The organism is Nocardia sp. XZ_19_231, assembly GCF_015355705.1.
In the GTDB taxonomy this organism is placed as follows: Bacteria; Actinomycetota; Actinomycetes; order Mycobacteriales; family Mycobacteriaceae; genus Nocardia; species Nocardia salmonicida.
The window spans coordinates 569,821-586,517 of record NZ_JACUZI010000003.1 but is presented as its reverse complement, the minus strand read 5'-3'; the positions used below and the strand labels follow the sequence as shown (position 1 = coordinate 586,517).

Genomic DNA, 16,697 nt, shown 5'->3' with positions numbered 1-16,697 from the left:
GATGCCCATTACTGTAATCCGGGTGGCAAATACGAATCGTCCGGCTCCGCCAGTTCCGACGCCGCTCGCGCCCCTGATCGACGCGCATACCCACCTCGATGCCTGTGGCGCAACCGATGCCGCGTCGACCACGGCCATCGTGGACCGCGCCGCCTCGGCCGGTGTCGGGCACGTGGTGACCGTGGCCGACGATCTCGCGGCCGCGCAGTGGGCCGTGCAGGCGGCGCAGTGGGATCCGCGGGTGTACGCCGCCGTCGCGTTGCATCCCACCCGGGCCAACGCTCTCGACGACAAGGCCAAGGCCGAGCTCGAATTCCTCGCCGCCGACCCACGCGTGGTGGCGGTCGGGGAGACCGGCCTCGACTATTACTGGCCGGGCAAGCTCGACGGCTGCGCCGACGTCGAAACCCAGATCGAGGGTTTCCGCTGGCACATCGACCTCGCCAAACGCGTGCGCAAACCGCTGATGATCCACAACCGCGAAGCCGACCACGACCTGCTCACGGTGCTGCTCGACGAAGGCGCGCCGGACACGGTGATCTTCCACTGCTTCTCCTCCGACGCGACCATGGCCGAGGCCTGCGTGGCGGAGGGGTACGTGCTGAGCTTCTCCGGCACCGTGAGTTTCAAGAACGCGCACGAACTTCGAGAGGCCGCCAAGCTGGTGCCCGACGACCAGATCCTGGTGGAGACCGACGCGCCGTATCTGACGCCGCACCCGTATCGCGGTGCGCCGAACGAGTCGTACTGCCTGCCGTACACGGTGCGCGCGCTGGCCGAAGTGCGCGAACAGGATCCGCAGGCGCTGGCCGAAATCACCACCGCCAACGCGCGCAGGCTGTATCGGATTCGGTAGTCCGTTTCGTCTGTTCGGCAGGGGGCTGGACAATAAACGTGAGTCGGCTCACATTCTTGTGCTCACGTTGTTATCTACCAGCGCTGTCTATATCGAATTGTGATCTACGATCCCGCTGTTCGGGCGGCCTGGTGTTGTCTACCGCGCACCTCGTCGTTATCGTCCTGTAATCATGTCAGCTTTTGCGCGGATCAACTCGTCACGTTCACCGTTGCTGTTCGCAGCGGTGGCGGCCATGCTGCTGATTCTTCTCGTCGGCGCCTCGCTGGCGATCGTGAACCACAAGACGGTGGCGCTGGTCATCGACGGCGAACAGACCGAGCTCTCGACGATGTCGCGCGATGTGCGCGCCATTCTGGCCGACGCGGGCTACGAGATCGGCGAACACGACGAGGTGATTCCCGCCGCGGGCGCCAAGGTCGGCGACGGCGCCACGATTACTTTCAACCGTGGCCGCGAGATCACGGTCACCGTCGACGGTGTCGAGCGCACGGTGTGGACCACCGGCACCACCGCGGGCGACGCGCTCGCGTCGATGCAGATCCCGTCCGACACCCACGTGTTGCCGTCGCGCACCGAGAAGCTGCCCCTCGCCGGTGCGGCGCTGAGCGTGTACACCCCGCGCAATATCTCCCTGGTCGACGGCGGCGCCGCCCCGATCGATGTGCGCCTCGCCGCCGCGACCATCGGTGAATTCCTCGCTGCCGCAGGCGTTCCGCTGAAGGACGAGGACTTCACGGTGCCCGCCGCGACGACACCGCTCGCCGAGGGCATGCAGGTCGTCGTCACGCGCCAGCACACCGAACAGCGCACCGAAACCCTGCCGCTGGATCCCGTCGAAACGGTGATCGAGGACGTGACCATGAACATGAGCCGCACCGTGGTCGAGAACCCGGGCATGCCCGGTCTGCACGAGGCGACCTTCGCGGTGCGGATGGTCAATGGTGCCGAAGCCTCACGCGTGCAGGTGAATTCGAATGTGATCACGCCCGCGCAGCCCAAGACGATTCGGAAGGGCGCCAAGCCGGGCACCGAGGTGCCGCCGGTGCGCGACGGTGCTGTGTGGGACGCGCTGGCCAAGTGCGAGTCGACGGGGAACTGGGCGATCAACACCGGCAACGGCTACTACGGCGGCATCCAGTTCGATCAGAGCACGTGGGAACGACAGGGCGGGTTGAAGTACGCGCCGCGCGCCGACCTGGCGAGTCGGGAAGAACAGATCGCGATCGCCGAGGTGACTCGGGCGCGGCAGGGCTGGGGCGCGTGGCCGGCTTGCACCGGACGGTTGGGCATCAGCTGATTTCGCAAGAACATTGGTAACTCCCCAGCCACCTCCCATCTGGTGCGCACCTGACGCAAGGCCGAGAACTGGCAATCGAGCTCCCGGACGGCACGCTGAATACCCGGTGAGGCGGAACTGCCGGTACAGTGCTCTCGTTTCGCCGGGTCTGCTGTGCTCGTGCGGCGGGGTCGGGTCGTTGAACGAGTCGACGGGTGGTTGAGATGTCTACGGTTTCGGCCTGGTGGCGTGCGATTGCCACGGTGGTGCTGTCGGCGGGGGTCGGGGTGTGCGCGCCGGTGACGGTGGCGCACGCGGACGCGCCGGGAACGGTTATCGCGGTTGTTCCACAGGCCGACGGGTTCCATGGGATGTCGGGGGCCCAGGTCATCGACTACTGGACCCGGGGTGTGGGGGGTGTGCCGCAGCCCGCGAGTGGCGCGCTGTATCTGCCGACCGGGGCCGCGCCCGCGGGTGGTTGGCCGGTCGCCACCTACGACCACGGGACCACGGGACTCGGCGCGGGCTGTGGCGGGCAGTCGGATCCGGCGGGTGCGCCGTGGCCGCAAGCGCAAGCGGGCCAGGACGTTTTCCTGCGGCATCTGGTGTCGAAGGGGTTCGCTGTCGTCGCGCCGGATTATCTGGGTCTCGGCAGGTTCGACACCGGTCCGCATCCGTACCTCGGGATCGATACCGAGGCCACTGCCACGATCGATATGCTCCGGGCCGCGCATGCTGTACGTGATGATCTGTCGCCGGTCTGGGTGGCGACGGGAATGTCGCAGGGTGGGCAGGCCGCGCTCGGCACCGCGCATCGGCAGGTGAGCTACGCGCCGGAGCTGGACTTCCGCGGCACCATCGCGATCGACCCGGAGTCGGACGTGGAGAAAGTGGCCACGTTGCTCGGGCCGGGGAACCCCGATCGACTCAGCGGCGGAATTCTGGGGTTCTCGGCCAGCATTCTGGCCGGACTGCGAGCCGCTCGCCCGGATGCGCAGGTCGACACCTACCTGAGCCCGCTCGGCCGCCAGGTCATCGACGAGATCGGTGCCATGTGTTCCGACGCCATCGACGACCGGGTCGCCGATCTCACGCTGGGTGAGATGCTCAGCCGCTCGCTCGGGGACGAGCCGTTGCGCTCGGTGATGGCCGACTACATGACCGTCCCGACCAGCGGGTACGACGCGCCGATCCTGCTGCTGGTCAACGCCACCGACCGCACGGTGCCCTCGCCGCTCCATGCGGCGCTGGCCGCGCAGTTCACCGCAGGCGGCGTGAACTACACGCCGGTGGTCGGGACAGGCAGTCACTGCGAGCTGAATCCGGCGATGTGGGCCGCGATCGACGAGTTCTTGGGTCGGGTCGCCGCAGGTTAAGGGTTCTCTGTCATTCGGGGTTCCGAGGGTCGTTGATCTGTACACTCGTCCAAAATCTTGATCGCCTGGTAGAGAGACCGAACTGTGCTGAAGAACCCGATTCGGGCGACCGTTGTCGCCGCGCTGGCCGCGAGCGCTGTCACGGCCGCCGGCTTCACCCCGGCAACGGCCGAGACCCCCGGTTCACTCATCTCGGTGCAGGCCGAGCCCGCGGGCTGGCACGGGCTCGACAGGGGCTCCTCGGTCGAATACTGGATGACCGACTCGGCGGGCGTCCAGCGCCCGGCCAGCGGCGCGATGTTCCTCCCCGAAGGCGAAGCCCCGGCGGGTGGTTGGCCGATCGTGGCCTATGCCCACGGCACGTCGGGCTCCGGCCCGGGATGCGGCGGTCAGGCCGACCCGGAGCTCGCGCCGCTGCCGCTGCATCGCGCGTCCGAGGACCGGCTGATCAAGCGGTTCGTCGACCAGGGCTTCGCCGTGGTCACCCCCGATTACCTCGGCCTCGGCCGCTTCGACACCGGCCCGCACCCATATCTGGAGGTGCGCAGCGAGGCGACCGCGACGATCGACCTGGTTCGCGCGGCCCGTGCCGCCAGCCCCGAACTGTCGCGGACCTGGACCGCGGCGGGCACCTCACAGGGCGGTCACGCGGCGTTGAGCGCGGCGCATGTTCAGGCCGAATACGCTCCCGAGCTGGACTTCCGTGGCACCGCCGCCATCGACGCTGCCTCCGATGTGGAGAAGATCCTGCCGTTGCTCGGGCCGGACATCCCGTCGGCGCCCGGACTTTCGGGCACCACGTCGTTCGTCGTCAGCATCCTGGCCGGGCTGCGCGCCACGCACCCGGAACTCGATGTGGACTCCTATCTGACGGAGCGCGGCAAGGCGCTCGTCGACGACGCGGGCACTCAGTGCCTCGACGAGATCCTCGCCGCGACCAAGGGCGTGACCTCGGCCGATTTCCTGGCGCGCCCGCTCGCTCCGCTGCGTGAGCCGCTCGCGGCGTACATGATGCTGCCGACCAGTGGCTACGACGCCCCGATCCTGCTGACGATGAACGTCACCGACACGGTCGTGCCGTCTCCGCTGCACGCGGCGCTGGTCGCTCAGCTCGCGGCCAACGGCGTCGATCAGCAGGTGGTCACCGGCACCGGCCAGCACGGCTCGGTCTCGCCCGAGCAGCTCGCCGCCATCGACGGCTTCCTCGCGCGCGTCAATGCCGCCCCGACACAGCGCTGAGCTGCCTCATCGGCGAGGTTGGTAGGTTCTAGCGGTGTCCGAACCAGAGAATTCCGCTCGCGGTAGCCGTGCCGCATTGCTCGGTCCCGTCGAGGTGCGGACGCTGGCCGAACGTTTCGGCGTCCGACCCACCAAGCAGCTCGGACAGAACTTTGTGCACGACGGCAATACCGTGCGTCGCATCGTGTCCGCGGCCGGTGTCGGTGCGGGCGACACCGTGCTCGAGGTCGGTCCAGGTCTCGGCTCGCTGACGTTGGCGCTGCTCGACGTGGTCGATCAGGTGGTCGCCGTCGAAATCGACCCCGTGCTGGCCAATTACCTGCCCGAAACCGTCGCCGATCGCGCGCCCGGCCTGGTGGAGCGTCTGCGCGTGGTCGAGGCCGACGCGCTGCGGGTGCGCCCGGAGCAGTTGCCCGCCGTGCCGACCGCGCTGGTGGCGAACCTGCCGTACAACGTGGCCGTGCCCGTGCTGTTGCACCTGCTCGCGACGTTGCCGAGCATCATGGTGTCGCTGGTGATGGTCCAAGCCGAGGTGGCCGACCGGCTGGCCGCCGAGCCCGGCAATCGGGTGTACGGGGTTCCGAGTGTCAAGGCGGGTTTCTTCGGCAAGGTTCGTCGCGCAGGCCATGTGGGGACGCAGGTCTTCTGGCCGGTGCCGCGAGTCGAATCGGGACTGGTGCGCATCGACCGCTATGTCGAACCGCCGTGGCCGATGGACGAGGCGCATCGCCGCCGGGTGTTCGAGGTGATCGACGCGGCGTTCGCGCAGCGGCGAAAGACGTTGCGGGCAGCGCTGTCCGGATGGGCGGGCTCGCCCGTCGAAGCCGAGCGCAGGCTCGTCGCCGCGGGTATCGATCCGACGGCACGGGGGGAGACCCTCGAAACCGCGGCGTTCGTCCGGTTGGCGGCGACGACTTAGGTCCGCGAATCGTGGGTTCTCGCAGGGGAACCCGCAGTACACCGGCCGTTCATCGACACGGGTCGGGCGGTCCCTGTGAAAGCACTTGTGGATAACCGGTTTTCGCCGTGTCCGGAGTTGATCATGGTCGGCGGGTGGCGCTCCCGGTCGAACCCCGGAATTCGTGTCTCACCACGCCTGGGTAGGGATGTGGATGACATTGTGGATGATTCGTCGGGCGGCACGACGGGGGTGAACCGCCGGTGAACGACTGGTCAGCCGTGCACCGGCGGCGAGGAAATCAGGCGCTGAGCGCGTAGCCCGCTTCGTCGACCGCGGCGGCCACCTCGGTATCGGCCAGTTCGCCCGCGCTGTCCACGCGAACGAGACCGCTGGCGAGGTCGACATCCACGCTGGTGACGCCGTCGATCTTGCCGATCTCCTGCTTGACCGAGCTCACGCAATGTCCGCAGGTCATCCCTGTGACGGTGTAAGTGGTGGTGGCCATAGCCGACTCCTTCGCTTCGAACATACGGTCCAGGGGTATGTCCCCGACACGAAAGAACATACCCCCCATGGGTACCTCGCGCAACCCCTTGTTCGAGCGATGGGTGTTCGACGTGCGTACTAGTCGGCCGAACCTATTACGCTTGGTGATCGTGCTGTCAGTTGTGCCCAGCCCGGTCGTCGTGCGAGCTCCGTCGAAGGTGAACCTGCATCTCGGAGTCGCTGATCTGCGTCCGGATGGATACCACGACCTGACCACCGTCTTCCAGGCATTGTCCCTCGCCGACGACCTCCGATTGGCCCCGTCGGCCTCGCTCGCCGTGCGGGTCACCGGCGAAGGCGCCGCCGAGGTGCCCACCGACCGCACCAACCTGGTCTGGAAGGCCGCGGTCCGCCTGGCGCACCTGGCAGGCCGTGCCCCGCTGGTCGAGATCGCCATCACCAAAGGCATCCCAGTGGCCGGTGGCATGGCGGGCGGTAGCGCCGACGCGGCCGCGACCCTGGTCGGGCTGAACGAGCTGTGGGACCTCGGCCTGGCCCGCGACGAACTGTCCACGATCGCCGCCGAGCTCGGCAGCGACGTCCCGTTCGCTCTGCACGGCGGCACTGCGCTGGGCACCGGTCGCGGCGAACGCCTGCTTCCGGTGCTGTCACGCAACACCTTTCACTGGGTCCTGGCGTTGGCCAAGGAGGGCCTGTCCACCCCTTCGGTCTTCCGCGAACTCGACCGCCTCCGTGCCGAAGGCGAGCCGCCGCGTCTCGGCGACCCCCAAAAACTCATGCAGGCACTGGCCGCGGGCGACCCGCACACCCTCGCGCCGCTGCTGGGCAACGATCTGCAGGCCGCGGCCCTCTCGCTGAAACCGGAACTGCGCCGCACCCTGCGCGCGGGCGTCGGCGCGGGCGCGTTGGCCGGCCTGGTCTCCGGCTCGGGCCCCACCTGCGCCTTCCTCTGTGAATCCGAGGAAGTCGCGATCGGTGTCGCCGCCGAACTGGCAGGTGCGGGCGTGTGCCGCAGCGTGCGCACCGCGAGCGGGCCAGTTCCGGGCGCGCGAGTGCTCGATGCCGAGGCATCGTCCAAAGGCTGATGGGCCCGCCGCGGTGGCGGGCCAGAGCGGCCGACGGCCGGTCCTCTATGATCGCAAGCAACAGATCTCGTATGGACATGGGTAACTCGCCGGGGACGGGCCCACTGATCCAGCAATCCAACGTAGGCCGCCGACGCACCGCCTCCCCGCGCCTGAGTCCGGCTAGAAGTCGCGGGGAGGCGGAACAGGCTACATCTATGTCCAACCTGATCAACCTGGAACAGGTCTCCAAGAGCTTCGGCGTCAAGCCGCTGCTGGATGACGTCTCCCTCGGAATTCACGCGGGGGAACGGATCGGGGTGGTGGGCCTCAACGGTGGCGGTAAGACCACGCTGCTCGAGGTTCTGACCGGACTGGAACCGCCCGACAAGGGCCGGGTGAGCCGGGTGGGTGGGCTGCGGATGGCCGTGGTCACCCAGCGCGGCGTGCTGCCGGAGGGCGCGAGCATCGGTTCGATCGTGTTCGCCGGGCTCTCCGACGATCTGTCCACCGTCGACATCGCCGATCATCAATGGGCCGCCGATTCGCGCGTGCGCTCGATCCTCGAGGGCATCGGCATCGCCGACCTCGGGCTCGACACCCTGGTCACCAACCTCTCCGGTGGTGAACGCCGCCGAGTCGCCCTGGCCGCAGCGCTGGTGCGCGACCTGGACCTGCTCGTCCTCGACGAGCCGACCAACCACCTCGACATCGAGGGTGTGCAGTGGCTGGCCGAACATCTGGTCGCCCGACGCACCGCACTCGTCGTTGTCACCCACGATCGCTGGTTCCTCGACACCGTCGCCAACCGCACCTGGGAGGTCGTCGGCGGCAAGGTGGAGGTCTACGAGGGCGGCTACGGCGACTGGATCTTCGCCCGCGCCGAACGGGCACGTCAGTCCGACGCCTCGGAATCGCGCCGCCAGAACCTGGCCCGCAAGGAACTGGCCTGGCTGCGCCGCGGCGCCAAGGCCCGCACCTCCAAGCCGCGCTACCGCGTCGAGGCCGCCGAGGCGCTGATCGCCGACGTGCCCGCACCGCGCGACTCGGTCTCGCTGGCCGCGTTCGCGCGCAAGCGCCTCGGCCGCGTGGTGATCGAACTCGAAGACGCTGCCCTCGCCACCCCCGACGGTCGTGTGCTGGTCGACGACCTCACCTGGCGACTCGCGCCGGGCGAGCGGGTCGGCCTGGTCGGCGTCAACGGGTCGGGCAAGACCACGCTGTTGCGCGCGCTGGCCGGGGAGACCGAACCCGCCAAGGGCAAGCGGATCCAGGGCCAGACCGTGCAGATCGGCTGGCTGCGTCAGGAACTCGACGACCTGCCCACCGATATGCGGGTGCTCGAGGCCGTGCAGCAGGTCGCGCAGCGAATCATGCTCGGCGACAAGGAGATCTCGGCCGGCCAGCTCGCCGAACGGCTCGGGTTCACCCCGGCCCGCCAGCGCACCCCGGTCGGCGACCTCTCCGGTGGTGAACGCCGTCGCCTGCAACTGACCCGCATTCTGATGGCCGAACCGAACGTCCTGCTGCTCGACGAGCCGACCAACGATCTCGACATCGACACCCTGCAGCAGCTCGAGGACCTGCTCGACAACTGGGCGGGCACCCTGGTGGTCATCAGCCACGATCGCTACCTGGTCGAGCGCATCTGCGACTCCACCTGGGCCCTGTTCGGCGACGGCAAACTCACCAACCTGCCCGGTGGCATCGACTCCTACCTCGCCAAGCGCGCCACCATGGCGGGCAATGTCAAGCCGCTCACCGCGAAGACCGGTGGCACCTCGACGGATTCGTCCGACCGCCGCGCCGCCCGCAAGGAACTGTCGAAGGTCGAGCGCAGCATCGCCAAGTTCGACGAGCGCGAACAGAAACTCCACAAGGCGCTGGCCGACGCCGCGACGGACCCGGACAAGCTGATCAACCTGGGAGCCGAACTCAAGGAAGTCGTGGCCGAAAAGGAAGCAGCGGAAGAACGCTGGATGGAACTGGCGGAGCTCGGCGAGAACTAGGTCGCGGTCTCGCGACCGTCGTTGATCACGACAGGTAAACAGGTCTGGACGAAGTCGGCGCCGAATTCGGTGAGCAGGATGCTGCGGTAGGTCACCTTCGTACCGAAACCGGGGCGCTTCATCGCTTCCCGCACCTGCTCCTGGGCCTCGATGACCTGGTAGCGGTGCGGGTTGCCGACGGGGTCGCGGGTGTACTCGATGAGCCCGAGCCTGCGCAGGTTGGGCAGGTATTGCGGCACCCGGTTCGGAAACCGCAGGCCCGCATGCTCACCCAGCATGGTGAGTCCGCTGATCAACCGCTCGCCACCGAACGCCCGCTGACGGCCGGTGCGCACATCGATGGCTGGTTGTGGCCCGTCGACGTGCAGGAATCGCAGGATCCGTGCCTCGTCCGGCGTGATCTCGGTGAGGATGCCGGGATAGGCCGGATGGGAGTCGGGCTGTGCGGCATGCGTGCTGGCGGACAGGCGAAGCAGTTCGGCGCCCTGCTCGCGCAGGGTCGGCGTGCCGTCGTCGCCGCGGTGGTCGGCGCTCGTCGGCAGGCCGAGCGCGTGCCGAAGCCGGTCGCGCACTTCGGTTTCCGCTTCGGCGAGTACCTCGTTGGGCGGGTTGCCCGCCATGCTGCCGCGTACCACCGTGGCGGTCACCCCGAGCGCGGTGTCCAGCGTCCACAGCGTCATCCCCGAGGCAGCGGTCAGCGCGACCCGCGCCACGCCGGTCGCGGCCCGAACGGTGCGCACCGGTGAGACAGGCAGCAGGCCACGCTTGTCGCCTGATGCCTCGAGCGGCGGTACCGAACGTCGCACCATGTCGGTGGACGGGGTCCCGTCGTCTACATCCATGTCGTCGCTACTCCTGTTCCGAAGACCAGGATATGAGCGTATCCGGCGAGCAGTCCCAGCACACCGCCATGGACGAAAAGTAACCATTCGTCCTGTTTGATCGCCGAGCGCAGCATGTCCACGAAGTCATGGGGCGAAAGTGCGGACATTTGCCGGGCGATGTAAGCGTTGACCTGTCTGCTCTGCTGAGCGTTGAACGCGGGGTCGGCGAACGCCATCGGCGCGATCGTCATCGCCTGCGTGGTGAGAGTTGTTTGCAGCGTGTCGTACTCGCGGCTGCCGAGCATGAATTTCACCGCGGGCCGCGCGGGCCCGAGCGCACGGTCGGCGGCCGGGCGCAGGGTGTCCTCCAGCATCTGCAGGGTGCGGTCCGAGCGCGGTCCGTTGAGCAGTTCGTCGCCGATATTGGCCACGGTGACGACCTCGGTGGACACCAATGCCGCGTACCCCGCGGTGATTTCGGGCTGGCGCTTGATCAGCAGACCCTGGCGCCACGGGCACCACCACTTCGGCGTGGCGGGCGCGAAGATCATATTGATGCCGATCCAGTTCACCACCCAGCCGATGATGATCCCGCCGACCGGAAGCACGACCAGCGCCGAGAGCCCTGTGGTGTGCAATGCCAGCACCAGCAGCAGCCCGCAGGGCGCACCGAAGTAGAAGCCGAAATTCTGCATGAACCGCAGTTCCTTGGCACCGAGCACCTGAAACAGTTGGTTGAGCAATTGCGGTCGGGCCTGGAAGTAGCGGATCACCATCTGCTTCACGTCGAGCAACTGGTCGATATTGGCGCCGAGCTCCATGGTGAGGTCGCGCAGAATCTCGGGCAGTTGCGAGCGCACCCGCTGATGGATCATCTCCCTGACCTGAACGGGCAGGTTGTACCAGAGCTGCGGGTGTTCGCGGCGCAGGATCACCTCGACGATGTCGCGGATCTGCGCGTCGGCTACCTCGGCGAGATGTTCGGCCAGCTTCTCCGGGTCGAGCTCGCGATAGAAGTCGGCGACGCTGCCCAGCTTGGACAGCCCCTTGTCGACCGCGATGCTGGCCATCTTGTCGGCGCGCGAGGGCACGATGCCCTGCCAGCCGATCCGGCCGTCATAGCTGAGCAGCGGCAATACCTGGATCCGCTTGGGTAGAAAGGGGAAGATCGCGCGCAAACCGGGCAGTCGGACTCCGTGGAATTGAATCGGCTGGAACAGCATGAGAATGCCGGACCAGTTGGTTATGTAGCCGATAATTCCTGTGAAAAGAGGAATGGTCACAATTTCTAGCAGGAGTGTCGGGTGTAACCCGAACACACTCTCCAACACGACACGCCCTCCTGCCGATACCCGGTGACCACCGCCTCACCGAGAACCAAAATTTATCACCCCCGCGGCGAGGTGACCCTACTGTGAGTTGACGAACTGGGTCCATTCGTCGTGCGTCAGACCACAGGGTAGTGTCTGAGACATCAGTCACAGAACCTGTTGCGAATGCCGTACTCACCCTTGCAAGTCGGAACAATGACCACCACCACCTTTGGTGACAGCCCACAAACTTGCGCACAGGGGGCGCGGTGGCAGGACTGTTCACATGGCGAGACTTCGGAGTAGTACGTGACAGACGACAGGACCGGACAGGACCTGGCCCGTGCCGGTACCCGCGCCGTCGAGCGCAGCTCGGATGTCGAGCAGCGACAGATCAGTAATGAAGCACGTTTGATCCGTGGCGTTTTCCGCGCCGCCGGATTGGCCGCCGGTACCGCGGTGCGCGGCAGCCAGTGGGCTGTGGGCACCACCTACGAGGTCACCAAGGAACTGGCGCAGGCGGCGCTGGACGGCGAATCCTCCGCCGATATCGCCGAGCGCACCGGCAATGCCCTGCGCTCCATCGCACGCAGCGCACTTGGCGTCACCGAGGGGTCGGTGCGCGAGATCGTCAGCTATGTGCCGACGCCCAACGGGGCATCGCAGCAGGCCATCACGGTCGGCCCGTACCTGCAGTCGGCCACCACCGATGACCTGCGGCGGCGCGGCGACGCGCTGCTGGCCCGCTCGGCGGACGTGTACTTCACCGAGGACGTGCACCCGGCCTACGACCGCATTCTCGACGAGGTCGCCCCCGACGAGGCCCGCATCCTGCGGTTCATGGCCCTCAACGGTCCGCAGCCCTCCGTCGACGTGCGGACCAACCGACCGCTCGGCATCGGCTCGGAGCTGGTGCAGGGCGATCTGACCTCGGTCCCCGAGCAGGCGGGCGTGCGCTACCCGGACCGCTCACGGTCCTACCTGATCAACCTCAACCGACTCGGTCTCACGCTCACCTCCGACGATCCGGTCGTGCTGAGCCGGTACATGGTGCTGGAAGTGCAGCCCGTCGTGGAGCAGGCGCTCAAGAAGGCGGGCCGTGCGCCCAAGATCGTGCGCAAGAGCCTTCGCCTCTCGGAATTCGGTGAGGATTTCTGCCGCACCTGCTTCACCATCGGGTAGCTCAGACAGCCGGCACGGTCGGCGCCGGAGGTCACACTCCGGTGTCAGCAGTGATAGCGATCTGATACAGAACGGGCGGCGAGCCGTTTCCGGTGGGATCGTGGAGAGATGGAGCAGGGCCCGGAAACTCCGAACGTGCACGTCGACGAACCTGTCGTGTCCGAGTGGATAGGCCCTACGCCGTTACTGCCCGGAGATGACACGCCGTTGGTCGCCGGGTCGGACTCGGGGGAGGCATGGATGACGTCAGAGCCGCTGGACGACGACGAACAGCCCGAATCGATCGAGCGCCCGCCGGATCACCCCGACGACCTCATCGCGATCAGCAGGCTGAAGTACCGATATTCGCGCAGCCTCGACACCAAGTCCTGGGACGAGTTCGCCGACACGCTGATCCCCGAGGCCACCGCCACCTACAGCGAATACCTGCAGTTCGAGTCACGCGAAGCCTTCCTGGCCTTCCTGCGCAACACCCTCGGACCGCACGTGATCACCGAGCACCGCTGCGACCACCCCGAGATAGACGTCGACGGTGACACCGCGAGCGGCACCTGGTACCTGGCCGACACGGTGATCATCCCCGAGCACAACATGTGCCTGCGCGGCGCCGCCTTCTACACCGACAGCTACGTGCGCTGCGACGACGGGCATTGGCGCATCTCGCACACCGGGTACGAGCGCACCTACGAGGTGGTGCTCTCGCTCAGCGACCTGCCCAGCCTGCGAGTCACCGCGAGCCGCTGGGGAATGATCGCGCAGGAGAACCACATCTCCTCGGTGGAACGCAATCCGGGACCGGCCGCTTAGCGGCCGACCCAGACAGCCCTAGTCCGCGGTCGCGACCAGCGGTTCCAGCGTGAGCTTCGGGTGTTCCTTCTCGATGTACTGCAGCCGCCACTTGTCGCTGAACAGCGCCAGGATCACGCCGTCGGTGCGGGTGAACACCTCGACGCCGCGCTGGCGATCCAGCTCGGGCGCCGACTCCGCGTCGGTGCGCCGGGCCAGGGTGAAGGGGAGGAAGTCCAGCTGGGTCTCGACGTTGAACTCGCCCTGCATCCGGGCGGTGACGACCTCGAACTGCATCGGACCGACCGCGGCCAGTACCGGGGTGGCGTCACCGCGGGCGTCGTTGCGCAGCACCTGCACCACGCCCTCGGAATCGAGCTGGTCGATGGCCTTGCGGAACTGCTTGTACTTGCCCGCGCTCTGCGCGCGCAGCGTCGCGAAATGCTCGGGGGCGAAGCTCGGGATCGGCGGGTACTCCACCTTCTTCTCGACGAACAGCGTGTGGCCCGGTGCGAGCGCGGTGGCGTTGACCAGGCCGACCACATCGCCGGGATAGGCGGTGTCGACCGTGGTGCGCTCGCGGCCGAAGACCGTCAGCGCGTACTTGGTGGCGAACGGGCGACCGGTCTGCGCGTGGGTCACCACCATGCCGCGTTCGAACTCGCCGGACACGATCCGCATGAACGCCAGCCGGTCACGGTGGGCGGTGTCCATCCCCGCCTGCACCTTGAACACCACCGCGCTGAACGGGTCACCGGTCGTGCGTTCCTTGCCTGTCGTGTCGGCACGCGAACCGGGTGCGGGAGCCAGCTCGACCAGCGTCTCCAGCAGTTGGCGCACACCGAAATTCAGCATCGCCGAGGCGTAGATCACCGGCGAGGTCTGACCCGCGAGGAACATTTCCTGATCGTGGTCCTGGCCTGCCGCCGAGAGCAATTCGCTCTCCTCCGCGGCGGTCGTCCACGCCTCCTCCTCGCGTACTTCGGCTTCGTCGGAAGTCAGGTATTCCTCGGGTGCGATGGTCGCGCCACCGGCGGTGCGGGTGAAGTGGATGTACTCGGCCGCCTCGCCCTCGGGTCCGCGGCGCAGCAGGCCGCGGAAATCGCCCGCGATGCCGACCGGCAGGAACAGGGGAGTGGGGGTGAGGCCGATCCGCTCGCTGATCTCGTCGAGCAGTGCCAGCGGGTCCTGACCCGGGCGGTCCCACTTGTTGATCACCGTGATGACCGGGATGCCGCGGTGGCGACACACCTGGAACAGTTTCAGCGTCTGCGGTTCCAGGCCCTTGGCCGCGTCGATCAGCATCACCGCGGCGTCGACGGCCGTGAGTACCCGGTAGGTGTCCTCGGAGAAATCCGAGTGACCGGGGGTGTCGACCAGGTTGATCACATTGTCGACATCGGACCCGGCGACCCGGTAGTTGAACTGCAGCGCGGTCGAACTCACGGAGATACCGCGCGCCTTCTCCATCTCCATCCAGTCCGACACCGTCGACTTGCGACCGGCCTTACCGTGGATCGCGCCCGCCTCGGAAATCATCCGCGCGTGCAGCGCCAGTGCTTCGGTGAGCGTCGACTTACCCGCGTCGGGGTGCGAGATCACGGCGAACGTGCGCCGACGGGCCACCTCGGCGGGCAACCCGCGTGGGGTGGGGGCGACGCCTTCTCCGGACTCGGTCAACGGTCGAACCTTTCGCAGTGGTCGGCAACCTATCTACAGTATTGGAGCGCTGGCGCGCTCGAGTTCGCGCCCCCGACGGTCCCGTCGATCAGGCACCGTTGCTTGCTCCTTCGTCGCCTACGCAACGGCACCTGATCGACGGGACGGGCGCGAACCGCCGACTGCGTCGGCGATCCCTCCTCGAGGTCGGGATGTGCGGGTCGGTGTGCGGTCACATGGCGGTTTCAGGGTGCGATTGTCGATGCGGTATGGTTGGCGGGTTGTCTCGGCGAGGGTGAGTGCCCGTTTGGTGCGCACACCGTGATCGACGCGGCTCGGCTGAGTTTCTTTGGGCCGTCCTCGTTCGTTCTTTCGTCCGACGAGTAGACCTTGACCCCGGAGTTGGGTCACCCATGACCAGCCGTAGGAGCGCATTCAGTATGTCCGACGCCAATCTGATCGAAGCCGCCGTCCGCACCGAATTCGGTAAGGGCGCCGCTCGCCGTACCCGTCGCGACGGCAACGTGCCCGCCGTGCTGTACGGCCACCACGCCGAGCCGCAGCACCTGTCGCTGAACGCCAAGGCGTTCGCCGCGATCCTGCGTCTGCACGGCACCAACGCCATCCTGAACCTGCAGATCGACGGCCAGCCGCAGCTGGCGATGACCAAGTCGGTCGTCGTCCACCCGATCCGTCGCTACATCGAGCACGCCGACCTGCTGATCGTCAAGCGTGGCGAGCGCGTCACCACCGACGTCAACGTCGTGGTCGTCGGCGATGCCGTCTCCGGCGCCCTGATCACCCAGGAGCTCAACACCCTGTCGATCGAGGCCGACGCCATGAACCTGCCCGAGACCATCGAGGTCTCGGTCGACGGCATCGCGCCCGGTACCCAGATCCTGGCCGGCACCATCGCGCTGCCCGAGGGCGTCACCCTGGCCGGTGACCCGGAAGCGCTGATCGTCAACGTGATCGAAGCGCCGTCCGCCTCGCAGATGGACGACGAGGGTGAAGAAGCCGCCGAGACCGAGACCGCGGAGACCGCGCCCGAGTCCGAGTAAGACCGCGCACTACGATTCGGGCAATGACCGAATCTTCCGGGCCCGCGCTCGTAGTCGGACTGGGTAACCCCGGCCCCGAATACGAGCGCACCCGTCACAATGTGGGCTTCCTGGTCGCCGATGTGCTCGCCGAGCGCATCGGCGGCCGTTTTGCCGTGCACAAGAAGTCCGGTGCCGACCTGCTCCAGGCGCGACTGGACGGACGCCAGATTCTCCTCGCGAAGCCGCGCACCTACATGAACCTGTCCGGGCGGCCGGTCGCCGCGCTGGCGAAGTTCTTCTCGGTGCCGGTGGATCAGGTGATCGTGGTCCACGACGAGCTCGATCTGCCGTTCGGAACCCTCAAGCTCAAGCAGGGCGGCGGCGAAGGTGGACACAACGGACTGCGGTCGATCTCGCAGGCGTTGACCACCAAGGAGTACCTGCGGACCAGGATCGGGATCGGGCGTCCGCCCGGTCGGCAGGATCCGGCCGATTACGTGCTCAAGCCCTTCGCCGCGCCGGAGCGCAAAGAGGTTCCGGTGATTGTGGAGCTGGCCGCCGATGCGGTGGAGCTGTTATTGAAGGTCGGGCTGGAAGCGGCCCAGAACAACCTGCATTAGGGGTTTGGTAGTCCCGGGACGGGTTGTACGGCAGAGCGCGGG

General features: G+C 67.3%; 15 protein-coding genes. 11 read left to right on the top strand and 4 right to left on the bottom strand.

What is annotated here, in order from left to right:
• The first annotated feature begins 1 nt into the window (after position 1).
• The 5 genes from IBJ82_RS16000 (at position 2) to rsmA (ending at position 5,669) form a co-directional block, all read left to right on the top strand.
• Positions 2-856: a TatD family hydrolase gene (locus IBJ82_RS16000; RefSeq protein WP_194826699.1), complete on the top strand. Its 855-nt coding sequence runs from the start codon at positions 2-4 to the stop codon at positions 854-856.
• A 172-nt stretch (positions 857-1,028) separates the two neighbouring features.
• Positions 1,029-2,156: a resuscitation-promoting factor gene (locus IBJ82_RS15995; protein WP_194826698.1), complete on the top strand. Its 1,128-nt coding sequence runs from the start codon at positions 1,029-1,031 to the stop codon at positions 2,154-2,156.
• Positions 2,157-2,359: 203 nt separating this feature from the next.
• Positions 2,360-3,511 carry an alpha/beta fold hydrolase gene (locus tag IBJ82_RS15990; protein ID WP_194826697.1) on the top strand — a complete coding sequence of 384 codons (1,152 nt, stop codon included), beginning with the start codon at positions 2,360-2,362 and terminating at the stop codon, positions 3,509-3,511.
• 84 nt (positions 3,512-3,595) lie between these two features.
• On the top strand, positions 3,596-4,750 hold the full coding sequence (locus tag IBJ82_RS15985; protein WP_194826696.1) for a lipase family protein: 1,155 nt from the start codon (positions 3,596-3,598) through the stop codon (positions 4,748-4,750).
• Between the two features lie 34 nt (positions 4,751-4,784).
• The gene (rsmA, locus tag IBJ82_RS15980; protein WP_056813872.1) at positions 4,785-5,669 is read left to right on the top strand and encodes a 16S rRNA (adenine(1518)-N(6)/adenine(1519)-N(6))-dimethyltransferase RsmA; all 885 of its coding nucleotides are present in this window, start codon (positions 4,785-4,787) and stop codon (positions 5,667-5,669) included.
• A gap of 280 nt (positions 5,670-5,949) precedes the next feature.
• On the opposite strand, the gene IBJ82_RS15975 is transcribed toward rsmA, so the two are convergent.
• Positions 5,950-6,156: a heavy-metal-associated domain-containing protein gene (locus tag IBJ82_RS15975; RefSeq protein WP_194826695.1), complete on the bottom strand. Its 207-nt coding sequence runs from the start codon at positions 6,154-6,156 to the stop codon at positions 5,950-5,952.
• A 151-nt stretch (positions 6,157-6,307) separates the two neighbouring features.
• Here IBJ82_RS15975 and IBJ82_RS15970 point away from each other — a divergent pair, with 151 nt between their 5' ends.
• Together IBJ82_RS15970 and IBJ82_RS15965 are read left to right on the top strand one after the other, a co-directional pair.
• The gene (locus tag IBJ82_RS15970) at positions 6,308-7,243 is read left to right on the top strand and encodes a 4-(cytidine 5'-diphospho)-2-C-methyl-D-erythritol kinase (RefSeq protein ID WP_194826694.1); all 936 of its coding nucleotides are present in this window, start codon (positions 6,308-6,310) and stop codon (positions 7,241-7,243) included.
• Between the two features lie 197 nt (positions 7,244-7,440).
• Positions 7,441-9,231 (top strand): ABC-F family ATP-binding cassette domain-containing protein, encoded by a 1,791-nt coding sequence (locus tag IBJ82_RS15965; protein ID WP_194826693.1) that lies wholly within the window; start codon positions 7,441-7,443, stop codon positions 9,229-9,231.
• Here IBJ82_RS15965 and IBJ82_RS15960 read toward each other — a convergent pair.
• Positions 9,228-10,073 (bottom strand): Abi-alpha family protein, encoded by an 846-nt coding sequence (locus IBJ82_RS15960; protein WP_194826692.1) that lies wholly within the window; start codon positions 10,071-10,073, stop codon positions 9,228-9,230. The two genes, IBJ82_RS15965 and IBJ82_RS15960, sit on opposite strands and share 4 nt — an antisense overlap.
• A complete protein-coding gene (locus IBJ82_RS15955; RefSeq protein ID WP_370585330.1) occupies positions 10,064-11,338 on the bottom strand; it encodes a hypothetical protein in 1,275 nt (424 codons plus the stop codon). The genes IBJ82_RS15960 and IBJ82_RS15955 overlap by 10 nt, the downstream gene beginning before the upstream one ends.
• A 336-nt stretch (positions 11,339-11,674) precedes the next feature.
• Here IBJ82_RS15955 and IBJ82_RS34700 point away from each other — a divergent pair, with 336 nt between their 5' ends.
• Positions 11,675-12,547, top strand: a complete 873-nt coding sequence (locus IBJ82_RS34700; protein ID WP_082843540.1) for an Abi-alpha family protein — start codon at positions 11,675-11,677, stop codon at positions 12,545-12,547.
• Between the two features lie 240 nt (positions 12,548-12,787).
• Positions 12,788-13,354 (top strand): nuclear transport factor 2 family protein, encoded by a 567-nt coding sequence (locus IBJ82_RS15945; protein ID WP_194826690.1) that lies wholly within the window; start codon positions 12,788-12,790, stop codon positions 13,352-13,354.
• 18 nt (positions 13,355-13,372) lie between these two features.
• Here IBJ82_RS15945 and IBJ82_RS15940 read toward each other — a convergent pair whose 3' ends face one another.
• Entirely contained in the window at positions 13,373-15,013 is a 1,641-nt protein-coding gene (locus tag IBJ82_RS15940; protein WP_194826689.1) for a peptide chain release factor 3, read from the bottom strand.
• Between the two features lie 419 nt (positions 15,014-15,432).
• Here IBJ82_RS15940 and IBJ82_RS15935 point away from each other — a divergent pair, with 419 nt between their 5' ends.
• Together IBJ82_RS15935 and pth are read left to right on the top strand one after the other, a co-directional pair.
• On the top strand, positions 15,433-16,053 hold the full coding sequence (locus IBJ82_RS15935; protein WP_194826688.1) for a 50S ribosomal protein L25/general stress protein Ctc: 621 nt from the start codon (positions 15,433-15,435) through the stop codon (positions 16,051-16,053).
• Between the two features lie 23 nt (positions 16,054-16,076).
• On the top strand, positions 16,077-16,655 hold the full coding sequence (gene pth, locus IBJ82_RS15930; RefSeq protein ID WP_194826687.1) for an aminoacyl-tRNA hydrolase: 579 nt from the start codon (positions 16,077-16,079) through the stop codon (positions 16,653-16,655).
• Positions 16,656-16,697 lie beyond the last annotated feature (42 nt).

What these genes read in the sequence shown, in the direction of transcription:
- IBJ82_RS15945 (WP_194826690.1), top strand. Translation starts at nt 12,788, where the DNA reads ATGACGTCAGAGCCGCTGGACGACGACGAACAGCCCGAATCGATCGAG.
- IBJ82_RS15975 (WP_194826695.1), bottom strand. Translation starts at nt 6,156, where the DNA reads ATGGCCACCACCACTTACACCGTCACAGGGATGACCTGCGGACATTGC.
- IBJ82_RS16000 (WP_194826699.1), top strand. Translation starts at nt 2, where the DNA reads ATGCCCATTACTGTAATCCGGGTGGCAAATACGAATCGTCCGGCTCCG.
- IBJ82_RS15990 (WP_194826697.1), top strand. Translation starts at nt 2,360, where the DNA reads ATGTCTACGGTTTCGGCCTGGTGGCGTGCGATTGCCACGGTGGTGCTG.
- IBJ82_RS15995 (WP_194826698.1), top strand. Translation starts at nt 1,029, where the DNA reads ATGTCAGCTTTTGCGCGGATCAACTCGTCACGTTCACCGTTGCTGTTC.
- pth (WP_194826687.1), top strand. Translation starts at nt 16,077, where the DNA reads ATGACCGAATCTTCCGGGCCCGCGCTCGTAGTCGGACTGGGTAACCCC.
- IBJ82_RS15960 (WP_194826692.1), bottom strand. Translation starts at nt 10,073, where the DNA reads ATGGATGTAGACGACGGGACCCCGTCCACCGACATGGTGCGACGTTCG.
- IBJ82_RS15965 (WP_194826693.1), top strand. Translation starts at nt 7,441, where the DNA reads ATGTCCAACCTGATCAACCTGGAACAGGTCTCCAAGAGCTTCGGCGTC.
- IBJ82_RS15935 (WP_194826688.1), top strand. Translation starts at nt 15,433, where the DNA reads ATGTCCGACGCCAATCTGATCGAAGCCGCCGTCCGCACCGAATTCGGT.